Below are 21,425 nucleotides of genomic sequence, written 5' to 3' on the forward strand. Positions count from 1 at the left end.
CAGATATCCGGTATAATGGAGTGGAGGTGAGCCATGATGCCGGAATTGCCGGAAGTCGAAACAGTCAGAAGAACACTTAATGAGTTAATTACAGGCAAGCAGATAGAGCATGTCACCGTCCGGCTGCCGCGGATAATTCAGCGCCCGGATGATATTCAGGCCTTTGCCCATATGCTGGCAGGCCATACAGTGGTAACGGTTGAGCGCAGAGGCAAGTTCCTGCGTTTCGTATTTGACGGGCTGGTGATGGTCTCCCATCTGCGGATGGAGGGCCGTTACGGGGTGTACCGTGAGGGCGAGCTGCTGGACAAGCATACGCATGTTATTTTCCATTTCACAGATGGGACGGAGCTGCGTTATACGGATGTGCGCCAGTTCGGGACGATGCATCTGTTCCAGCCGGGAGAGGATCTGCAGCTGAAGCCGCTGAACAAGCTGGGGCAGGAGCCGCTGGATGCCGATTTCACGCTGGAACGGTTCAAGGAGATTGTCGCCAAGCGGAGCACCAAGATCAAGCCGCTGCTGCTCAATCAGGAATATATAGTAGGTATCGGCAATATTTATGTAGATGAGTCCCTGCACCGTGCAGGCATCCACCCGGAGGAGACCGCGAAGTCCCTCTCGGAGGATCAGCTGGCCAGACTGCATCATGCTATTGTCGCAACACTGACGGAAGCAGTGAATGCCGGAGGCTCCTCCGTGAAGTCATATGTCAACGGCCAGGGGGAGAGCGGGAGCTACCAGGATCAGCACAAGATCTACGGACGCAAGGATCAGCCGTGTGCCAACTGCGGCACGCTGATTGAGAAGAGTGTGGTCGGCGGACGGGGAACGCATTATTGTCCCAGCTGCCAGCCGGTACCTGTACTGATTCTTTAATATTTATTTAGAGTCAGCGCTGCATTTACAGCCCGTTTCCGGGCTAGTTACATCTGAGTTATAACCGTTATGTATAAAGGCAGGCACTTCCTGCCCGTCCCGCCCATATAATGTGTGAAGATTGCTGATTATGGCGAAACGGAGCTCTGGTAAGGATCATTAATCCACCGGCTCCGGTTCTTCACGGGAGGGATTGCGGGTGCTTAGCCCATTGTTGTCACTGCTGTTGCTTGCGTTTGCGCTTAGTCTGGATGGATTTGGTGTAGGCATTACATATGGACTGCGTAAAATGAAAATTCCCCTGCTCTCCATTATCATTATCTCGCTCTGTTCAGGGGTCGTCATTTATGGTTCTATGCAGGTCGGCGTGCTGCTGGCCAAGGTAGTCTCCCCGAATGCCGCTTCCAGTGTCGGAGCGGTTATTCTCGTCTTAATGGGCTGCTGGTCCCTGTTCCAGATGCTGACGCAGAAGGAGAAGGAGCAGGAAGAGCCTGCGCCGGCAGCCGATAAAGGCTATTTGGGGCAGGAGACCAGGCAGGAGACGGCTGCTGCCGCACAACTTGCTGAGACAGAGCTGAAGCCGGCCGTATTCTCGCTGGAGCTTCGCCATCTGGGCGTGGTTATACAGATTCTCCGCACACCATCTTCTGCGGATATGGATGCCTCGGGGAGCATCTCCTCCATGGAAGCCATGATTCTGGGGATCGCGTTGTCGCTGGATGCCTTCGGAGCCGGTCTTGGTGCAGCATTGCTCGGATTCAGCCCGTGGTCCACCTCGCTGATGATCGCTGTATTCAGCGGAACCTTTCTGCTGATGGGGATGAAGACAGGACTGAGATTATCAGGCAGCTACTGGATGAAGCATGCCGCTGCGCTGCCCGCGATATTATTAATTGTAATGGGTATAATGAAGTTATTATGAGGTGAGTACATGATTATAGGCTTAACCGGAGGCATCGCTTCGGGAAAAAGCACCGTGTCTGCACTGTTTGTCCGCAAGGGAGCTGCGCTGGTGGATGCCGATGTCATCGCCCGAGAGGTGATGCTCCCCGGACACCCGGTGCTGGCGGCAGCGGTGGAGGCTTTTGGAGACCGCATCCTGCTGCCTGACGGTTCGTTGGACCGGGCAGGTCTTGGCGAGATTGTCTTCCGGGACCCGGAGGCGCTTAAGACACTGAACAACCTGACCCATCCGGCAATCCGCAGGGAGATCAAGGACAGGATGTATGCGCTTGAACAGGAGAATCCGCAACGTCTCGTCATTGTGGACATTCCGCTGCTCTACGAATCAGAGCTGGATTCCTTGTTTGATCAGATTATTGTGGTCTATGTTCCGAGGAGGGTGCAGTTAGCCCGCCTCATGGAGCGCAGCGGAATGAAGCTGGAACAGGCGGAGGACCGGCTGAGGTCCCAGATGGATATTGAACTGAAGCGCAGGAAAGCAACATTTGTGATCGACAATAGCGGTGATCTGGAGTCTGCAGAGCTTCAGGTTGCCCGGCTGTGGGACAGGCTGGGCCTGATATGATGAAGTGGCTGCGTAAAAAAAGAGTTCTGCTGCTGCTGTTCATCGGCTTCACCGCGATCCTGTTTCTTGGTTCCAACTGGATGTCATGGTTTTATCCCATTTATTATAAAGCAGAGATCCGCCAGCACAGCCAGACGTATGAGATGGACCCATTTCTGGTGGCGTCCATCATCCGTGTGGAGACCAATTATAAGACCGGCCGCGAATCCAAAAAAGGCGCACTCGGGCTCATGCAGCTCATGCCGGATACCGCCAAGTGGGCGCTCGAAAAGGCCAAGCTCCCCGACGTGTCGCTGGAGCGGCTGAAGGAAGAGCCCTCCTCCAATATTGAACTGGGCACCTGGTATTTGTCTACGCTGTCCAAGCAGTTCGACGGCAACCGTATAGCGGTCATAGCCGCCTATAATGCCGGGCCTGGTAAGGTGCAGAGCTGGTTGGATGAAGGGCAATGGGACGGAACAGAAGCCTCTGTGAAGGACATTCCGTTCGGTGAGACGCGTCACTACGTGCAGCGTGTAATTTATTATTATGATCAATACACCGAGCTCTACAGTGAGTTTTAGGGTGTTTGTTACTTCTGCTGCTGTTATGTAAAAAGAAGCATCAAACGGCCGGAGGCCGTTCGATACTTCTTAGGCAAGCTTATGTCGCGCTTAGCAGGTTATTATTTGTACTGACCTGCCAATTGCTGTTCAGCCAGGGTTACAAGACGTTTAGTGATGTAACCACCGATCGAACCGTTTTCGTAAGAAGTTTTATTGCCTTGGTATCCGTCTGGGGAGAGGGTGATACCTAGTTCCTGGGCAACTTCATATTTCAGTTGTTCCAAGGCACCGCGTGAGTTTGGAGCTACCAGGTTATTGGAGTTGTTATTTTGGCTCATTGCTGTTCACCTCCTATCGGTTGGTAACTGTATTATGTGCCGGACATGTCAGATTCATAACAACAAATAAACGGTGTTTTCTGGAAATTAAATGATGCCCGCATAGCCCTTGTGTATCAAGGGGCGGGGCCTGACCATTCTAATGATGAGGAAGTGAAGAAGCTTATGAAATGTCCTTACTGCGACCACACCAATACCAAAGTCCTGGACTCGCGCCCGGCCAATGAGAATAAGTCCATCCGCCGCAGGCGGGAATGCGAGCTGTGCAGCCGTCGTTTCACCACCTTCGAGATGATTGAAGAGACCCCCCTGATTGTGATCAAAAAAGGCGGCAGCCGTGAAGAGTTCAGCCGTGATAAAATCCTCCGTGGCCTGATCCGTGCCTGCGAGAAGCGTCCGGTCCCTGTAGAGCGCCTGGAGGTCATCGTATCTGAGGTGGAGAAAAGCCTGCGCGGCATCGCTCTCGCCGAGATCGAGAGCCGCCAGATCGGCGAGCTGGTCATGGAGCAGCTCTACCCTGTCGACGAGGTAGCCTACGTCCGCTTCGCGTCCGTGTACCGCCAGTTCAAGGACATTAACATGTTCATGAAGGAACTGAAGGGACTGCTGTCCAAGACTGAGGAGCTGGACGGGCTGTAAGCTTCACCGCTTAGAAGTGAAGGATTCGATTGGGGTAGTGGGGCTGGCCTTGAGGTTGAGAGGTCAGTTCCCGGGTGGAGTTGTATCAAAATTAATTTCGGAAAAGTGTTGACACTGAAAGCAGATTTCTGTATTATATAGAAGTCGCCTACGAAACACATTGATGAATAAGCGACTTGATCTTCTCGCTCAGATCAGATTTTAGAATACATATTGTAATTCTAAATTAGTAAAATTGTAAAAAATATGGGGCCATAGCTCAGCTGGGAGAGCGCATCGCTGGCAGCGATGAGGTCAGGGGTTCGATCCCCCTTGGCTCCACCAATTTCATACGGACTCTTAGCTCAGTTGGTAGAGCAGTAGACTCTTAATCTATTTGTCCAGGGTTCGAGCCCCTGAGAGTCCATCACATGAAGAACGGCAGAGATGCCGTTCTTTTTTTGCTTTTAATAAGATGTTTATAAATTTTGTAGACGGTTAATATATAATTTGTATTCGTCTACACATCGAATTTATTTTGACGTATAATAAATACAGACATTGATGTCGTGACATTTCTAGTTGGGGGTATGCTTCGGATGGCTAATGAAATGAATCAGGCGGCAATTGTGAAGGTGAAATCATGGATGGCGGAGAACGGCAGGTCCATTCAGTGGCTTGCTGATCAAATCAAGGTTAGCAAGGCTTTGATGGGGCATATTCTGAGCGGTGAGCGTCAGTTCCTGCCTAAACGTATGGTGCAAGTCGCCGGTGTGATGGGAATTACTATAGAACAATTACTGGCTCCTGAACAAGCGGAAGAAAAGGAATATACCCTAAGTTTAAGGGGAAATGCGGATTCGCGAATTGCTAAACGGCATTTGAATATTTTAATGACTGCTATTCAGAATAGCCGTCATTTGGAAAAGGAATATGTGGAGGTCGGACGATAATGCCCTCCATAAAACAGCAGTCTGAACAAATGGGTGAAAACTTTGCATATGAAGTGCTGACTGAACAGATTGGAGCGCTAACCTTTATTGGGTCGGGAGTCGAAGAAAAATTGCGGGAACATGCCTCTGTGATTTATCAAAATATCCCGGACCCTCTTTTTTTTGGTGCTACTGTTAGTTTTGACGATGATAAATATGTAATGCTTAATACTTATCAGCCATTGAGAACCCGTTATTATACTGCTGCACATGAGCTTTGGCATGTTCTGAATTTTGAACAACTATTACCTCAGCAGCTGGATGTCGAACGGGCAGCAGATCGATTTGCAGCGGCTCTCATGATGCCTAGGCAGATTATTCGCTTGGTATGGCCGAAGCTTAAGAAGAAGTTCAAAGAGCCGAAAGCGATTTTGATGATTGCAGATATGGCTTCTGTCCCATATGAGGCTGTTGCCAGACGAGTGAATGAATTAGAGCTGCCTATCTCTACAGAAGTATTGAAGCTGACGGATACAGAATGGAAAGAGCAGCGCAGTGCGTCTTCATTGCCAACCAGTCCGTTTGATGAAGCGTACACCGAGGAGTCTTTTGAAAGATATACTAATGTTGTTGCATCTGTTCTTGAGCAAGGGAAGCTCTCATCCTTAGAGGCGGCTAACCTCTTGGCGCATATCGCTCCAGAGCAAGCCAGGGAATATCAGGAGGCTGCATTAACGCTGATGACGACTACTGAAGCCTCAGAGGATAAGGAAGAATGACGAGGCGCAATGCACATGTGTTTATTGATGCCAATATTATTAATTTCGCTGTGACTTACCAAAAAAGTGACATACTGAGCTGGCTGGATGAACTATACGATACACTGTACGTTCACTCTGAAGTTTTGGCTGAAATATTAATCCAATCCAATAAAAAGATTGTGCTGGAATATATTGATAAAGGGAAATGGATCTTCTTCGATCCAAACGATCCAGAGCAGATAACAGATGATGAATTTCCAATCTACGAACGAATTGTTAAATATATTGAGCAAGGCTTCAAGCGACTCGACGAGAAGAAAACGCTTCAGGGCAGACGTATAAAAGGAACGAGCGATACAGGTGAAATTCATTCTCTGGCAGCAGCGATATTCCTGTCGGTTGGCTATATATGTAGTAACGATTATGATATTAGAGAAGTAATACAGGACGAGCAGTTGCTTGTGGGTTCAGATGAAGCCCTTACTCCGGGATTAATCGTACAGGATACTCTAGAGGATTTATGCTTTTTGTGTGTGAAAGAGAATATCTCTACTAAAAGAGAGGTCCGTCAGTTTTTTAAGTTTGTGTATAATCAGGACCCTGATCATAAAAGGCAGATTAAGCTGACGGCGCTTGATAGAAGAATAAATTTTTTGATAGATGAATAACTTGATTCGAATTACTGAGGTCCATCAAAAGAATGGCAAGCCTATGAATTTAACACTAAAACTTATAGTCAACGATTTGTAGGCCCACAGACTTATCTGTGGGCCTGTTTTCCGTACCAAATTCCACCAAACTTATGATATAGTAGAGAGAATCTAACCGGAATTATAGAAGTTTTAGAAGAAAAATCAATTTTATTGTCGGAAAATTTGGGTATATGGTCCTTTGAATGGATCGAATGGTTTTACTACAACATGGGATGGATACAATTATGGCTAAAGCGTATTACGCAGAAGTTAAGCAGGTAGCTTATTTCCTGCGTGGACTGTTTATTATTGGAGGTTTGGGCATTTATTTTAGCATTCCTGGGTTGCACTGGGGATTTTTCTTGGGAATCCTGTTTGGTTCCGTTATTCTCGGTGAAATATTCGGCGGTACGTGGACGCGTAAGCGGCGAAGGGAGAAGATGGAAAGGAAATCCGCCGGCACGGTGGGTGGAGTAAGGCGAGTTAGCACAACCAAAGCTAAGAGTAGCGCTCACAACATTTCGGCAAAGACACCGATGAAGAAGTTGAGTGATGCGCAGATTCTAAAAGCAAATGTTAGGACATTATCCGGTACTGATTTTGAGAGGTTAATGGAGCTGTATTACATAGATCAAGGCTATACTGTACAACGAGTAGGCGGTTCCGGCGATCATGAAGTGGATTTGATCCTCAAAGGCAAAGAGGGGTATAAAATTGCCGTGCAATGTAAGCGCTGGAAGCAGGATGTCGGAAATGACATTGTATTGCGGTTAAAGGCCGGTAAGCAGGTTCATGGCTGTTATGATGCTTGGATTGTGACAACGAGTAATTTCACGAAGGCGGCGAAAGAAGGCTGCAGATAGGCTGAATATCAAGTTGATTAATGGGGTGTCGTTGGATGATAGGTTGAGAAGGTGGAAGTATTCTTGAGAAAGATTAGTTCGATCAGACAGTATAAGGATTTTAGCAAATGAATAATAAAGGGGAAGAGGACAAAATGTCTGTAGAGAGTAAATCAAATCATATATTAGAGCTTTCAAAAGAATTATTAGATGATCTCGAACTTAATAGATTAACAGGTGAAGCGTTGATACTTAAGGTGACTAGACTCTCAAGATACGTTGGTACTGAGGAGATAAGATCTTGGTTGAGTTATGAAGTCCAAGGTTACAATAATTCTGATTCTATAGCAAAAAAGTATTTGAATATGACTGGACGTTGGATTAATAAAGAAGAGGGGAAGGCTTATTATGGACCTTTAGCACAAATAGAGGCATTAATAGAGTCACAAAAATTAAAACTTAGTGTTATGAGAATACCGGATACTAGTGGTGATAGAGCACTATTAGCAGTTAGACATATGACTGAATCAATAAGCTTAGTTGGTAATATAATTCCTAAATTAAGCGGTGTACGTAGTAGGGTGTGGGGGTTGCTACATAAATTTGTATCCGAGGTATATTACACAAAAATATTTGATAGCTTAAGTGAAAGCATTTTCGATCAATATAAAAATGAAGTTGATTCATTAATCGCTGAGTATTGTGGTTCTGTTTTAGAACAAATTCCTTCAGTGGTTGATCGCCTTTCTGAGAATACTCCAGAAGCTGTGAGTCAGGCACTTATGACTTGTCGAAGAATTATTGATTCATTTGCGGATAGTATCTTTGCTCCTTCCGATGAAACAATGGAAATCGGAGGGAACATACTTTCATTAAAAGCGGATAAATACCAAAATAGAATCAATGCTTTCATTCATTTAAACTGTGACAGTACTTCACAGAAGAAGAAGTTGAGACAGAACCTTTCAAACTTATATGAAAGAGTTTCTACTGGGGTACATAGTGAAGTGACTGAAAAAGAGGCGAGAGCATTATTTTTGAATACTTATCTTATTTTAGGAGAAGTATTGAATTTAAAGGGATAGATAAGGGATAGATATGAGGAATTCGAAATTATTCTGAAAATATAAGTCTGGAAATATATTAAGGAGGATCGAATGAAATGTCGTTCTTTAATAAGCGAGATCTACTAGCGAAGGCTGATAAAGTTATTCAGAAAAGCTTCGGAAAATCCGCTTCCACGATACTAGAAAGTGCTACTGCGAGTTTTACGTTAGAGCAGGAATTTGATATTTTTCTTTCTCATAGCTATTCAGACGATAAGATTATACTGGGGTTAAAGGAAGAGCTTGAAGATCTTGGCTTTAGCGTCTATGTTGATTGGATCGTGGATCGTCAATTAAATAGAAGTAGTGTCAATAAAGAAACAGCTCGATTGTTGCGCACGAGGATGAATAAATGTAAGTGTCTATTTTATGCAACTTCTATTAATACAACAAACTCAAAATGGATGCCTTGGGAGTTGGGCTATTTTGATGGCATTAATGGAAACGTGGCAATTATGCCAATTAGTGAACTGCCGCAAACTTCGGAACAGTACAATGGTCAAGAATATCTTGGTCTATATAATTACCTTACTAAGGATACAATAAAAAATACTAGTATTATGACTTTATGGGTACATGAGTCTTCCAAATCTTACATTAAAATAGATAGTTGGTTGAAAGGCGTGCAGCCCACAGATAAGCATAGTTAGGAGGCGGAGGATTATGACGATATATTTTTTGCACCCTGAATTGACTATCGATAGTACTGATAATGCAATTCAATTCTATGAAAAGTGTCTCGAAGAGCTTCTGGAGCATGTAGATGCTGTTCCATTACTTAAAATTAGAGCTTTACGATCTACCCAACTGAATAACGATGATTCTATTATATTTTTTAATCGGTGTGACCAAGAATATTCCGAGGCACTTATTTCTTTTTTTCAAGACTCTTGTGAATATACAGTAGATGTTTTTCCTATAGCTATCGACAAAGATTATAGAATTCCACCTCAATGTTTTGAAAAAATCCAGACCTTCGATATTATAGAGAACCTACGACATAGGTCTTTAACGAAAGAGAATTTAGCTACAGTGGCTTATGCTTTAGCTAGAAACGTTATTGCAAAACTTCAGCCAACTCTCGCAAAAGATCGAATGCGGTTATTTATCAGCCATCGTAGGTTAGATGGAGAGGAAATAGCTTCGAGTTTATGCGCTGAACTTAGAAAACGTTCTGAAAACACATTTCGTGACCTAATAGATATTCATGTTGGGGAGGATGCTCAGGAAATAATTGAATCGAGACTTCGTAATTCAGACGCTGTTATCTTCATTGATACACCAAAATCGGGGGAGTCTAAATGGATTGCAAAAGAAATACAGATTGCCCTTTCTATGAATTTACCGATCGTATGGATAAAGATAGGAGTGAGTGAAGGACGAAAATCACTTACAGTAAGGCCTTATGACCAACCTCATTATACTTTTAGTGATATTGATCCTTTGACAGGTAGTTTTCGTCCGGAGATGGTTGATGAGTTTATCCGGAAAGCATTTCATCTTTCAAGAGAACAGGCGATCATTGTGTTTGATCAAATAAGAAAATTGAGGATGCTAGCAAAACTACACGGTATACAACTTGAAGAAATTAACCGTAAGAATATGTTATTTCGTATCCAGTTTCCACGGGCAGGGTTTCGTTATAACCAGAAACCAATGACACATCTGATTCAGATTTTCGGTCGATATCCTGGACCAACCGATACAGAGCAGATTGATCCGCTTGTTCGTAGTTATGGTTACGATCCACACCCGCTCTATGGCCCTTATTATGATTCCACTTTGCTTCTGGCACCTATTCAGGGGCAGGAGGAGTGTGCTGTCTTAGGGGAACATAACTATGTTGATTCGTTTGATGAATACTTATATAGTATGGAGAAATATCTCTCTATTCCCAAAATGAACAAAACCAAAAAAGCTGTTATAATCTCGGGAGCATTTCCAGATTGTGAGCCCGGGTATCAGCAGTATTTGTTGAACGCGTTACATTCGTTCACTCAAGTGTTTCTTGATATAGGAGCAACTGTTATATTTGGTGGACATCCAACATTTCAGCATTTGATTTTTGATATGGCTAAACGTCGAAGACCTAAAGATTATATTGAGTCTATTAAATTATATATATCAAAACTTTATGTTCCCGATATTTTGGTAGAGGAGATGCAGAAACAATCAACAGTTTTTGCAATAGATGCGGAGAATGATCGTGAGAGTAGTCTTACTCGTATGCGTGAGAATATGATTAATGATGCAGATGCGGTAGGATTGATAGTACTAGGTGGAAAAATACATGTTGGTGGACATATTCCAGGGGTCGATGAAGAGATTGAACTGGCTAAAAAACGAAAACTTCCAATTTTCTTAATTGGTTCTGTGGGTGGTAGAAGTTCAGAATTGGCAACAGAATATAAAAACAATGCGTGGAAGGACATTAATAATGGTTTGAGCAATCAAAGTAATGAGCAATTACTAACTAGTCTTGATTACAGAGTGTTAGCGAAACAGGTCGCTGAACACCTGAAATTATAATTTTAATTGGTGAAATTTAGGCCTTCATATAAGTTATGTGGAGTACCTCCAGGAGGAATAACTATGGCAAGAAAAGCATTTTACAGTTTTCATTACAAACTGGATAATTGGCGTGCGTCTCAAGTTCGAAATATCGGGGCTATTGAAGGTAATGCTTCTATTTCTGATAATGACTGGGAAGAAGTAAAGAAAGGGGGCGACAAGGCTATTCAGAATTGGATCGATAATCAGTTAAAGGGGAGATCTTGCACGATAGTGCTTATTGGAGAGGAAACTGCGGGGAGAAAATGGATAAAATATGAAATGGAAAAATCATGGAACCAAAGTAAAGGTGTTTTGGGGATTTACATACACAATTTAAAAGATAGAGATGGAAATCAGTCTAGTAAAGGTAAAAATCCATTTGACGACTTTACACTTAATGGAAAAAAGTTATCAAGTATTGTTAAGGCATATGATCCACCGTACACAACTAGTGTAAATGTTTATAATTACATTAAAGAAAATATTGAAAGTTGGGTCCAAAAAGCAATTGAGATAAGAAATAGTAATTAAACTATTTTTAATCACTCGTCTTAGGGGCAGTGCCCTGACCATCACGCCAGAGCGCATCGTTGGCAGTGATGAGGTTAGGGGTTCGATCCCCCCAGGCTCCACTAATTTCATACCGACTCTTAGCTCAGTTGGTAGAGCAGCAGACTCTTAATTTATTTGCCCGGGTTTGAGCGCCCCTGAGAGTCTATAACAAAAAGAATGGCGGTGATGCCGTTCTTTTTTGCTGTCTGGTAAGGAGTATATCTAGGGTCATTACTGAACAGGTACACGAAGTGAACGGATTGAAATCAGGTGACGGGTTTAGAAATAGCGAATTTGGATAATCTATATCTGTGAATGTTGATTTAATGTTGATTTATTGAGAGCTTTTTTTATTTAAATGTCATTTCTATGGTAAAATGGGGGAGAGGTGATGAGTATGGCGATACAGGATATTTTGGAAGTACGGGAACGTCAAGCAACGTATGCGAGCAATATTTTTTCTTCGCGTCAATTACGAGAGAATATTATTACCTACCAAATGCTATGTGATGCTGTAGAGGCTTCAGGAATCAAGATTCAACGCTTATCCGATGATGAATTACTTTCTCCTGAGAAATTTCTAGTCGGCCAGCAGGACATTGTTTACCAACTTACTCAAATTCAGCATTCCTCACAGACTGTCACCTCCAAGGTCAAGCATTATCCTACCAGGGAAGTAGCGCGTATGCTGGGGGTATCTCATCAGACTATTTCCCGCTGGATTGCCCAAGGACGGTTCGACGGTGTTACTCGCACAGAGCCAGGAAAACATGTGGATATTCCTGCCAATGCGATTTTGGAGTATCCGAGTGGTGAGACTGTAAAAATTAGTGAGGTAGCGGAGTCCTATCAAGCACGTATGCAAACTGCTGTAGAGACAGAGTCTGAAGATGAATTACAGTTTATAGCTCAAAAGCTTAGTGCTTACGAAGAAAAGTATGGACCTATTGAACGTTTCATGCATAAGAGTGAATCCGGGGAACTCGTTACTTCTGATGAAGATATTGATTTGGATGTATGGACCTATTTGCTAAAAAGAAAAGAGAGCCTGCTTGGCTGAGTTCACACAGGAAGTTTTCACCTCAAATCCAGGAAACATCAAAAACGTACATCCGGAAATCGTTTTAGATGTCACGCAAGATCATCCGTCTGCGTATAATCCAAAGTTTACCATCAAGCTTAATGGATGGAATTCTTATTTGAAATGTGAAGAACACGGCGATAAGCGAGGCAATCTACAGGCTTTTTTCTACAATTGGTATAATAAGGATCATTCATTAATTATGAAGTTTCATAATCATACCCATGAGAATTATCCCGATGCGGCTGAGGAGATTACCGAGTTCGATCCCGTTCACCTTCAATTTCCGTTACTTGGGGTAACTGATTATGAGGGGAAAGTCAGGGATCATAGCATCTATCAATCGCTGGATGATGTACTGAACTTTTTGCGTCATTTACAATGGATTGAAGCGAGGAAAGTGTAAGCTTTTGGACAGGTATTTAACTTCAATTGATTCAAACAGAGGGGACATATGACCATGAATCAACAAGCCAGATTATTCAAAGTAACCTTAAGCGACTGGAACGGTGCGGTGCGTGGTCGGCCTACCCGGAAGATTGCAATTTCTGCAAAGGCGTCTCTGTACGATCTTGCGGCAGTTACGATTGAATCTTTTGATTTTGATCTGGATCATGCCTTTGGACTCTATGATAATCTCAAAAACTGGACACGCTCTGAGGAAGGCTATGAATCATTTGCTGATGTGGGGGCGGGGGATAGGTTTCCTGGAGTGCAAAAAGCGAAAATCAGTAAAGTTTTTCATACCCCCAAACAAAAGATGCTGCTCCTATTCGATTATGGCGATGAGTGGAGAATGATTGTTCAATATCTGGGAGAGACAGAAGTGAAGCCGGGACAGAAGCTGCCTATGATTAAGGAGATCGAGGGAGAGGCACCGGATCAATATAGCGGTTTTGATGATGAAGACGAAGAGGATGAAGAGGTGTAACTGGATATAAGATCCAGATCGGACAGGTATTAAAATTACGGGGGCGGGAGCCGGAGAAATGATGGAGGAATTACTCCACGTTATCCGGAACATTCCGAGCCTTTTTTTATTTACACACTAATTTACAAACCGATGGTCGGTATGTATAATCAATAGTAATCATATTCTAATTTAATCTAATCTAAACTATGCAAGGCAGAAGAGGAGAATAGCGATGAAGAACGCAGACCGGCGGGAGCAGACGATCCGGCAGCTGCTGGAGGCTACCAAGCAGCTGCTGCGGGATAAGAGCTGTCATGCCATTACCTTGAAGGACATTATGGAGCAATCGCAATTGTCGAAGGGGGCTATATTTCATTACGTGAAGAGTAAGGATGAGATTTTTGCCTGGGTCCTGGAGGAGCGGCTTGACGCTGTGAATAATCGTTTTGAGGAGGAGGTGGCAGGCAGTCCGGATAAAGCTTTTGACGGGCCGATGCTGGCCATTGCCAGAAGTCTGGCTGGTCTTGAGGACAGCCATGAAGCGACCAACAAGGTGCTCCTATATCTGCTGGGCAAGGAGAATGAACCGGCGGTAGCAGAGGTGCTTGAGCATTTTCATGAGCGGTCGGTGTCAGTCTCCAGACAGTGGATTATCACGGGGCAAAAGTACGGGGTGATCAAAGACAGCGTTAATCCTGATGAGACGGCGGAGCTGTTCGTCCTGCTGTCGCTGGGTCTGCGGGTACGCACCTCCATGCGCGCCTCTTCCGAGTCCCTGTCAGCGAAAGAGGTAGCCGGCTTTATGGCGGGTATCCTGAAGAATTAATGGTGAAGGAGGAGTATACAATGGTTCCTTTTATAGCGCTTATCGTATCCTTTTTACTGTTCCGGATGGTTGGTCTGCTGGGTTTGACTTATTGGGATGACTGGCAGACATCTCTTCAATGGGCCGTATCCATTATGCTGCTATTGGGTGCTTCTGCCCACTGGGGACGACGGCGCTCCGATTTGGTAAGAATGGTGCCGCCTGCTTTTCCGCAGAAAGAATGGATCGTGACGGTTACCGGGATTCTGGAAATGGCCGGAGCTATAGGTATCCTGCTGCCCGCTTTCTCAGCAACTGCTTCTGTATGCCTGATCTTGCTTCTTATTGCCATGCTCCCCGCCAATATCTATGCAGCACGCACTCAGTTGACGATTGGCGGCAAGCCGGTCCCGAAATTACCGGTCCGCATAGGGATTCAGCTCGTTTTTATCACTGCAGTGCTGCTCGCATCCCCGTTACTCTACCTGCCTTAATCGTGGATAGGACTCCAGCTCCTCCTTTACAAATTGCATCAAAAGCTTCTTGGATGAAGATAGATACTCATCGTTACGTAATTGCAGCAGGCCTACGGGAATGGAGGCTTCCTTCAGCGTGACCTGGAGTCTCACCACATTCGGCGGTAACGGTGTAGATTCGAGGACGGCTCCTACAAAATCGATTTGCTGGACGAAGCACGCAATGGCAGAGATTTGACTTACGGTATGCAGAAAGGGAGTTTCGGTGTACCGGGAGAACTGCTTCGATAATTGGGAATGATATAGACAGGTAGCTCCCCCGGAAATGATTGGATAACCAAGCAATTCCTCGAAAGCGATCTCATCTTTTGCGGCCAAAGGGTGGTTGTTCCCTGCGATAAAAGATATCCGCTCCTGATACAAGGGTTCGAAGTGATATGAAGATAGGTCAACAGGCTCTCCACAGATGGCAAAATCCAATTGATTCTGAAGCAGGGCATGCGAGAGCGAAGCGGTGTTACCGATCACAAAATGGCAGGATACATTAGGTTTATGCTGCATGAACCGCAGAAGCGATTTTGGCAGTACCTTTTCCGTTAACGATTCCAGCCCACCGATACTAATCGTACCGATCTCTTCTTTTTGCAGAGCTTTTGCCTGGTCCGCAACATAGTTCCAATGTCGGATCAGACTGTCGATCTCAGCGGCAAATATTCGCCCCGAAGCTGTAAGCTCAGAATCCCAGCCCCGTTTGAACAGCTTGATGCCCAGTTCCTTCTCCAGACGTTGAACCTGATTGGTGATTGTGGATTGTGCGTAGTTCAGTTTGGCGGCTGCTTTAGAGAAGTTTCCTTCTTGCAGGATGGTTTGAAATGTAGTTAGTTCTTTTAGGTCCATTAGCAGATATCTCCATCGTATAATTTGAATTTACGTATCATTTAATTCAATTATACAGAATAAGAGGCGGGGAGTACAATGAAGTTACACCAGTAAAGGAGTGAAATGACATGCCTTTTGTCAGAGTCAGTTACTTGGAGAACAAATACGATGACCAACAGCTGCCTATCATTAGCCGCGAAATTATGAGTGCTCTAAGGGAATATTTTAACGTGCCGCAAGATGATTTCTTTCAAGTCTACCATGCCCATAAAGCAAGCGAATTTTATTACAGTCCGAATTATTTAAACATAGAGCGAACGGATGGGCTGCTCTATATTCAGATTACGCTCAAATCCGGGAGAAGCAAGGAGCAGAAAAGGGGCTTTTACAGCAAGCTGGCCGAGACGTTGTCGAGTACACTGGACATCAGGAAAGAAGACGTCTTCGTCGTGCTGGTCGATACAGAATTCGAGGACTGGACGTTTGGCAATGGCATCGCACAGATGATTGAATGAATGATCCTTGAAGGAAATGGAGGTTTTGGAATGAAGCATCGGAGAATTGCATCGAATGCCCTTGAAGCATTTGGAGACATTGCACCTTCGTTCGCGCGTTATTCGGAGGAAGTGCTCTTCGGGGAGGTATGGAGAAGGGCAGAATTATCGCTTCGGGAACGCAGTCTCCTGACGATATCGGCCCTGGTTGCCGGAGGGCTTACCGAGCAGTTACCCTTTCATATCCGTCTGGCCCTGGAGAACGGTCTATCCGAAGAAGAATTGATCGAGGCCATGACTCATCTCGCCTTCTATGCAGGCTGGCCGCGTGCCGCATCGGCGATACTGATTGCCAAGGGGATTTTCGAGGAAATATAACCACAATTGCGCATGTGAGCGAAAGCTCCGTGCGCTTTTTTTGGTTTAGACAATTTTTTTGATAAGAGGTTAGAAAATCGCTGTTTTTTCATTTTTTTTAGAGCTATACCCCAATTAGGTCCTGATGAATCGGTTTTTGTCGAGAATTGTTAAGAGTTTGTTTAGAGCTGTCTGATAGAATGGGCGCAGAAATGAAATTTTCTAAGGGGGCAGATGCTAGACTCCAGCAGAACTTGCAATATAGCGCACAGGATGAATGAACAAGGGGGAACGATACATTTGTTTAAGGGTAAGGGATTGAAAAAATATTTCTCGTTGTTACTCGTGATCAGCTTGGTTTGGACCGGAGCCTTTCCGGTATATGCGGGTTCAACAGACAATGGTGAGGCAAGCTGGGACAATGTTGGTCCGCTGCCAGACGACATCAACGTAAACGGAGTTGCTATAGGCTCAGATACTTTAGTTGCAGTGGGGAAAGCAGGGAAAATTGTTACCGCAAGCAGCCCTTCGACATGGGCTGTTCGTGATTCTGGTGTAAACGAGGATTTGAATAGCATTATTCATAAGGGCACAGGCGGCGAATTCGTTGCAGTCGGTGACAATGGGATCCTCCTAACGTCAACAGATGGCGTATCCTGGACACCCTCCGATGGATCCTTCGGTATGAACTGGAATGGAGTCAGTTACGGAGATGGAAAATTAGTTATTGTTGGAGATTCAGGATTTATCATGGAGAAAAGTGACACTGGCACTGACTGGGAGATAGTATATTCAGCAACTAATGAGAATCTGAACGCTGTGGCTTACGGCAACGGTACATTTGTAGCGGTGGGTGATAACGGTACAGTGGTAATGTCCAAAGATGGATCTGATTGGACCAAGATGACAAGTAAAACAACCAACAAATTGAACGGAATCATCTTTGGCGGCGGAATGTTCGTAGCGGTTGGTGCGTCTGGAACTATTATTACCTCTCCGGAAAGTTCGAAAGGCGCAGCAAAGGTCCTTGAATCGAAAGTGAACCTGAATGGAATAACTTTCGGAAACAGCGTATTTATGGCCGCAGGAGATGGCGGGAAAGTGTTCTCCACTACCGATCTGGGGCAAACGTGGAAGCCTGAGACTACAAACGCAACGGCTAATCTTAATGGTATCGTATTTTTCCAAGGTCTTAATCAATTTATCGCAGCGGGTGATTCCGGAGAGATCATTATGTCTTATGTCGTTCCCAACATCCCGCGGGTGCTCAGTTTGACTCCAGGGAATGATGAGACGGATGTAGATATAGATAGAAATCTGGAGATCATGTTTAATCAACCAGTAGAGGCGGGAACTGAAAATATTTATATTTTCAAGGCTGCGGATACATCTACCCCCGTTGAAACCATCCCGGCGGATGACACCAGCAGAGTAACAGTAAATCCAGCTACCAATACGGTAACTATTAATCCGGGTAAGGATTTTGATGCAGGGGCTAAATATGCCGTTACAGTTGACGCGAATGCTTTTACTAATGGTGCAAGCGGCAATGCAGCAATCACAGCGGAAGAGTGGAGCTTCACGACAGTTGCCGGGCCAGGAGATACGGAAGCTCCGACTGTAAGTGATTATTCTCCTGTGCCAGGGGCGGTAGGAGTAGCCATTGACACAAATCTGACGCTCACTTTCAGTGAGGATGTAACGACAGATAGCGGCAACATTGTGATTTATGACAGTATGGACGAAGGAAACCTAATGGTAATTCCGGTTAACTCAGCGGATGTTACGGTTAAGGATAACGTGGTAACCATTGTTCCGTATGATGATTTTAAGTACAGTACTACGTACTTTGTAAACATCGATGAAGGAGCTTTCAAAGATCTAGCAGAAAACGCTAACTCTTATGCAGGTATTTCGGACAAGGAAACCTGGCAGTTCACAACAGAAGAAGCACCTGATACTACACCGCCGGTGGTGAGTGGTTTTTCTCCTAAAGATGGAGCAACGAATGAAGAGATTGGCACCAACCTTACTCTTGCCTTTAATGAGGATGTACAGAAGGGTGAAGGCCAAATTAAGATAATCAACAGCACGAACAGCGAAGTTCCTCCTGTGACGCTCCCTGTTGATTCTGATGAAGTAATCATTGACGGCAAAGTTGTAACGATTAACCCGGAGGCTGACCTTGATTACAGTACAACCTACTATGTACAGATTGAGAACAATGCATTTGCGGATATGTCGGGCAACAGCTATGCGGGTATCACTAACGATACAACCTGGCGGTTTACTACTACCAGCGAACCCGATAAGACGGCACCCATCGTAAGCACATACTCGCCTGAGAATGGGGCAACAGAGGTAGCTATCGGAGCTAACCTGGAGCTTGCTTTCAGCGAGAATGTAGTGGCAGGGGAAGGCAGCATTAAGATCTACAGCCCTGACTCCGACAAAGCGGTAGCTACTATTGCTGCCAGTGATGCAATCATTCTGAACAATAAAGCAACAATCCATCTGGCTCAACATCTGGAGTATGGTACAAGCTACTATGTGTTGATTACTGAAGATGCATTTGCAGATTCATCTGGAAATTTCTTTGCGGGAATCTTGGACAGCACAACCTGGCAGTTCACCACCCCGGCTGCGCCGGATACAACTGCACCTGTGTTAAACGCGTACTCACCTGCGAATGGTGCAACGGGTGTAGCTATTGGGACTAATCTGGAGCTTACCTTTAGCGAGAATGTAAAAGCAGGGGAAGGCAATATCGTCATCTACAATAGTGCGAATCATGCACCGGCAGCGACGATTCCTGCGGCTTCCGGAAATGTAAGCATCCAGAGCAATGTAGTGACGATTAATCCTACGGATGATCTGAAGTATGATGCGAGCTACTATGTACAGATTGGAGCCGGGGCATTTACTGATCTCGCAGGCAACAGCTATGCCGGCAATGCAGAGAGCACAGTCTGGCAGTTCACAACTACAGATGCACCCGATCGGATCTCGCCAACGGTGATTACCTATTCGCCGGAGCCATGGGCCACAGAAATAGCAGTTAACGCGAATCTGACCCTTACCTTCAGCGAAAATGTACGGGCGGCAGCGGGTACTATTGAGATTTTCCGCAGCACCGATGACATTCATCCGGTCGTTACGATTCCTGCCCTTTCGGACATGGTAACGATCCTGAACAATGTCGTAACCATCAATCCGGCGGCTAACCTGGAGCATGGGACGAGTTACTTTGTACGGGTTACAGAGGGAGCATTTACAGATAACGCGGGCAACAGCTATGCCGGCATTACAGGTATCAACGCCTGGCGGTTTGTGACTACCAGTGCGCCGGATACAGCAGCGCCTGTAGTGACCTCTTACAGTCCGGCAGGCAATGCAACGCATGTACCTGTATCGGCTGCACTCACATTGACTTTTAACGAGAATATACTTGCGGGAAAAGGCAATATTGAGATTGTAAATGCGGCGGATAATGAGACTGTGACGACAATCGAAGCGGGAGATAAGGCATTTGTCGCTATTAAGGACGCAACCGTCAGTATTAATACAAGCGGTCTCCTCAAGCAGGGCGGCAGCTATTACGTGCTTATACAACCTGGTGCTTTTACAGATGAAGCAGGTAACAGTTATGCAGGACTTGCGGATAGTAAGCTCTGGAGTTTCACAACAGTTCCTGTTCCAGTCACGCCAACTGAATCTCCTACACCGGCACCGGGCGGCAGTGGTTCAGGATCAGGTGGGGGAGCCCCGGCTCCTGTTCCAACACCAAGTCCTCAGACAGAAAGTATTAACGCAAACGTTGAAAACGGGGCTGCTGAAGGCTCCATGGTATCCTCCATTGTCATTACCCGCACCAAGGATGCGAACGGTGTGAAGAGTGATACCCTTACGTTCACATTGGAGCAGGCGATCCGGGCAGTCAATGAGCTTAAGGCGGCCGGGTCGAATATTGCCAGAATCATCGTGCCTGATAAGAATGATGAGGTCGCTGGAACCAGATTGACGATTCCGGCAGCTTCCAGCAAGCAATTTGCTGATAATCAGATCACGCTGGATCTATTCACAGTGAATGTTGAGGTGAAGGTGCCGGGCAGCTCGATGGCTGGATTCGGTACAGATATTTACTTCAACCTCGTTCCACTGAAGACATCGCAGCAGAGCGCTGAGGTAGAAGCCCTTGCCAAAGCACAGGTGCAGAGTGTATCCCGCGCTGCCTCGGTCACGCTCGTAAGCCGTCCGGTAACGATTGAGACCAATCTGCAGAGCCGTCCGGTTACGCTGGTATTGCCGCTTGGCAACAGTTCGTTAACAGCAGAGCAACTGAAGGCACTGGCGGTCTTTATCCAGCACAGCGACGGCACCAAAGAATTGGTCAAGGGCGAGATCGTACCTTTCGGCCAGACCGGAAAGTCTGGTATTCAATTCAGTATCAGCAAATTTAGTACCTTTACCGTAGTTCTTGCACAAGATCCTGCCGTACAACTGAAGGCGTATATGACGGGTTATGCGGACGGCACCTTCAAGCCGGGGAATAGCATCACCCGGGCAGAAGCGGCCAGCATCATTGCCCGCACCTTCACCCAGTCTGCAGTCACTGCTGGTGTTGCGTATTCCGATGTTCCTGCCGGACACTGGGCTGCAGACGCAATCGGTCAAGTGACGCGAAGCGGCATCATGAAAGGTTATGGGGGCGGCAGCTTCAAGCCTAACCAGACGATTACAAGAGCTGAAATGGCGACGATCTTGTCCCGCTTGATTACAAGCGCTCAAACCCAAGCGGCCGGCTTCAGTGATATTGCTGGACACTGGGCTCAGGCAGCTGTTGAGCAGATGTCCCAGGCAGGCATCATCACCGGCTACGAAGACGGCACGTTCCGTCCAGACCAGACGTTAACGCGTGCGGAAGCCGTAACCATCGTTAACCGTGCCCTTGGCATCGCTCCGCTGACCAGCGCGGCCCAGAAGTGGACGGATGTCCCGGCGAGCTATTGGGCATTCGGCAGCATCCAGGCAGCTTCTGTAGATCATTCTGCAGAATAAAATAATTACAGCAAAA

The 21,425-nt window shown here is 45.6% G+C and carries 23 protein-coding genes and 3 tRNA genes; 24 read left to right on the forward strand and 2 right to left on the reverse strand.

Annotation, left to right across the window (positions count from 1 at the left end; translation table 11 throughout):
* Nucleotides 1–36 precede the first annotated feature (36 nt).
* The 4 genes from mutM to MKY86_RS08810 all read left to right on the forward strand — a co-directional run bounded on the left by mutM (nucleotide 37) and on the right by MKY86_RS08810 (nucleotide 2,970).
* Complete coding sequence (mutM, locus tag MKY86_RS08795) at nucleotides 37–879, forward strand: DNA-formamidopyrimidine glycosylase (RefSeq protein WP_076082984.1); 843 nt, start codon at nucleotides 37–39, stop codon at nucleotides 877–879.
* A gap of 199 nt (nucleotides 880–1,078) precedes the next feature.
* Nucleotides 1,079–1,801, forward strand: a complete 723-nt coding sequence (locus MKY86_RS08800) for a manganese efflux pump (protein ID WP_076082850.1) — start codon at nucleotides 1,079–1,081, stop codon at nucleotides 1,799–1,801.
* A 9-nt stretch (nucleotides 1,802–1,810) separates the two neighbouring features.
* Nucleotides 1,811–2,407 carry a dephospho-CoA kinase gene (gene coaE, locus MKY86_RS08805; protein ID WP_076082848.1) on the forward strand — a complete coding sequence of 199 codons (597 nt, stop codon included), beginning with the start codon at nucleotides 1,811–1,813 and terminating at the stop codon, nucleotides 2,405–2,407.
* Nucleotides 2,407–2,970 carry a lytic transglycosylase domain-containing protein gene (locus tag MKY86_RS08810; RefSeq protein WP_036725612.1) on the forward strand — a complete coding sequence of 188 codons (564 nt, stop codon included), beginning with the start codon at nucleotides 2,407–2,409 and terminating at the stop codon, nucleotides 2,968–2,970. Before coaE ends, MKY86_RS08810 begins: the two co-directional genes overlap by 1 nt.
* Before the next feature lie 101 nt (nucleotides 2,971–3,071).
* Here MKY86_RS08810 and MKY86_RS08815 read toward each other — a convergent pair whose 3' ends face one another.
* Nucleotides 3,072–3,290 (reverse strand): alpha/beta-type small acid-soluble spore protein, encoded by a 219-nt coding sequence (locus MKY86_RS08815; RefSeq protein WP_036695868.1) that lies wholly within the window; start codon nucleotides 3,288–3,290, stop codon nucleotides 3,072–3,074.
* 165 nt (nucleotides 3,291–3,455) lie between these two features.
* Here MKY86_RS08815 and nrdR point away from each other — a divergent pair, with 165 nt between their 5' ends.
* The 17 genes from nrdR (at nucleotide 3,456) to MKY86_RS08900 (ending at nucleotide 14,639) form a co-directional block, all read left to right on the forward strand.
* Nucleotides 3,456–3,929, forward strand: coding sequence for a transcriptional regulator NrdR (gene nrdR, locus MKY86_RS08820; RefSeq protein WP_036725557.1), 474 nt, complete (start codon nucleotides 3,456–3,458; stop codon nucleotides 3,927–3,929).
* Nucleotides 3,930–4,177: 248 nt separating this feature from the next.
* Nucleotides 4,178–4,253: transfer RNA gene (locus MKY86_RS08825), tRNA-Ala, on the forward strand.
* 9 nt (nucleotides 4,254–4,262) lie between these two features.
* Nucleotides 4,263–4,335, forward strand: a tRNA-Lys gene (locus MKY86_RS08830).
* A gap of 172 nt (nucleotides 4,336–4,507) precedes the next feature.
* Nucleotides 4,508–4,861, forward strand: a complete 354-nt coding sequence (locus tag MKY86_RS08835) for a helix-turn-helix domain-containing protein (protein ID WP_076085155.1) — start codon at nucleotides 4,508–4,510, stop codon at nucleotides 4,859–4,861.
* Entirely contained in the window at nucleotides 4,861–5,619 is a 759-nt protein-coding gene (locus tag MKY86_RS08840; RefSeq protein WP_076085152.1) for an ImmA/IrrE family metallo-endopeptidase, read from the forward strand. Before MKY86_RS08835 ends, MKY86_RS08840 begins: the two co-directional genes overlap by 1 nt.
* Entirely contained in the window at nucleotides 5,616–6,269 is a 654-nt protein-coding gene (locus tag MKY86_RS08845; RefSeq protein WP_076085149.1) for a type II toxin-antitoxin system VapC family toxin, read from the forward strand. The genes MKY86_RS08840 and MKY86_RS08845 overlap by 4 nt, the downstream gene beginning before the upstream one ends.
* Before the next feature lie 269 nt (nucleotides 6,270–6,538).
* Nucleotides 6,539–7,156, forward strand: coding sequence for a restriction endonuclease (locus tag MKY86_RS08850; RefSeq protein WP_340826710.1), 618 nt, complete (start codon nucleotides 6,539–6,541; stop codon nucleotides 7,154–7,156).
* 107 nt (nucleotides 7,157–7,263) lie between these two features.
* Nucleotides 7,264–8,220, forward strand: coding sequence for an AbiTii domain-containing protein (locus MKY86_RS08855; RefSeq protein WP_340826712.1), 957 nt, complete (start codon nucleotides 7,264–7,266; stop codon nucleotides 8,218–8,220).
* A 77-nt stretch (nucleotides 8,221–8,297) separates the two neighbouring features.
* Complete coding sequence (locus MKY86_RS08860; RefSeq protein WP_076085146.1) at nucleotides 8,298–8,891, forward strand: TIR domain-containing protein; 594 nt, start codon at nucleotides 8,298–8,300, stop codon at nucleotides 8,889–8,891.
* A 13-nt stretch (nucleotides 8,892–8,904) separates the two neighbouring features.
* The gene (locus MKY86_RS08865; protein WP_076085143.1) at nucleotides 8,905–10,770 is read left to right on the forward strand and encodes a TIR domain-containing protein; all 1,866 of its coding nucleotides are present in this window, start codon (nucleotides 8,905–8,907) and stop codon (nucleotides 10,768–10,770) included.
* A 63-nt stretch (nucleotides 10,771–10,833) separates the two neighbouring features.
* Nucleotides 10,834–11,325: a TIR domain-containing protein gene (locus MKY86_RS08870; RefSeq protein ID WP_076085140.1), complete on the forward strand. Its 492-nt coding sequence runs from the start codon at nucleotides 10,834–10,836 to the stop codon at nucleotides 11,323–11,325.
* A 113-nt stretch (nucleotides 11,326–11,438) separates the two neighbouring features.
* Nucleotides 11,439–11,512 (forward strand) — tRNA-Lys (locus MKY86_RS08875).
* Nucleotides 11,513–11,737: 225 nt separating this feature from the next.
* Nucleotides 11,738–12,406 carry a helix-turn-helix domain-containing protein gene (locus MKY86_RS08880; RefSeq protein WP_076085137.1) on the forward strand — a complete coding sequence of 223 codons (669 nt, stop codon included), beginning with the start codon at nucleotides 11,738–11,740 and terminating at the stop codon, nucleotides 12,404–12,406.
* Nucleotides 12,399–12,833, forward strand: coding sequence for a hypothetical protein (locus tag MKY86_RS08885; RefSeq protein ID WP_076085133.1), 435 nt, complete (start codon nucleotides 12,399–12,401; stop codon nucleotides 12,831–12,833). The genes MKY86_RS08880 and MKY86_RS08885 overlap by 8 nt, the downstream gene beginning before the upstream one ends.
* A 54-nt stretch (nucleotides 12,834–12,887) precedes the next feature.
* Complete coding sequence (locus MKY86_RS08890) at nucleotides 12,888–13,358, forward strand: IS1096 element passenger TnpR family protein (RefSeq protein WP_076085130.1); 471 nt, start codon at nucleotides 12,888–12,890, stop codon at nucleotides 13,356–13,358.
* A 214-nt stretch (nucleotides 13,359–13,572) separates the two neighbouring features.
* On the forward strand, nucleotides 13,573–14,166 hold the full coding sequence (locus MKY86_RS08895; RefSeq protein WP_076085127.1) for a TetR/AcrR family transcriptional regulator: 594 nt from the start codon (nucleotides 13,573–13,575) through the stop codon (nucleotides 14,164–14,166).
* A gap of 20 nt (nucleotides 14,167–14,186) precedes the next feature.
* Nucleotides 14,187–14,639: a DoxX family protein gene (locus MKY86_RS08900; protein ID WP_076085124.1), complete on the forward strand. Its 453-nt coding sequence runs from the start codon at nucleotides 14,187–14,189 to the stop codon at nucleotides 14,637–14,639.
* Here the strand turns inward: MKY86_RS08900 and MKY86_RS08905 are convergent.
* A complete protein-coding gene (locus MKY86_RS08905; protein WP_076085121.1) occupies nucleotides 14,622–15,518 on the reverse strand; it encodes a LysR family transcriptional regulator in 897 nt (298 codons plus the stop codon). The genes MKY86_RS08900 and MKY86_RS08905 overlap by 18 nt on opposite strands.
* Before the next feature lie 110 nt (nucleotides 15,519–15,628).
* Here MKY86_RS08905 and MKY86_RS08910 point away from each other — a divergent pair, with 110 nt between their 5' ends.
* The 3 genes from MKY86_RS08910 (at nucleotide 15,629) to MKY86_RS08920 (ending at nucleotide 21,409) form a co-directional block, all read left to right on the forward strand.
* Nucleotides 15,629–16,015, forward strand: a complete 387-nt coding sequence (locus MKY86_RS08910; protein ID WP_076085118.1) for a tautomerase family protein — start codon at nucleotides 15,629–15,631, stop codon at nucleotides 16,013–16,015.
* Between the two features lie 30 nt (nucleotides 16,016–16,045).
* Nucleotides 16,046–16,372 (forward strand): carboxymuconolactone decarboxylase family protein, encoded by a 327-nt coding sequence (locus MKY86_RS08915; RefSeq protein WP_076085114.1) that lies wholly within the window; start codon nucleotides 16,046–16,048, stop codon nucleotides 16,370–16,372.
* Nucleotides 16,373–16,624: 252 nt separating this feature from the next.
* Nucleotides 16,625–21,409, forward strand: a complete 4,785-nt coding sequence (locus MKY86_RS08920) for an Ig-like domain-containing protein (protein ID WP_340826713.1) — start codon at nucleotides 16,625–16,627, stop codon at nucleotides 21,407–21,409.
* Nucleotides 21,410–21,425: the final 16 nt, after the last annotated feature.

This window comes from Paenibacillus sp. FSL R7-0333 (assembly GCF_038000365.1).
Classification (GTDB): domain Bacteria; phylum Bacillota; class Bacilli; order Paenibacillales; family Paenibacillaceae; genus Paenibacillus_AQ; species Paenibacillus_AQ silagei.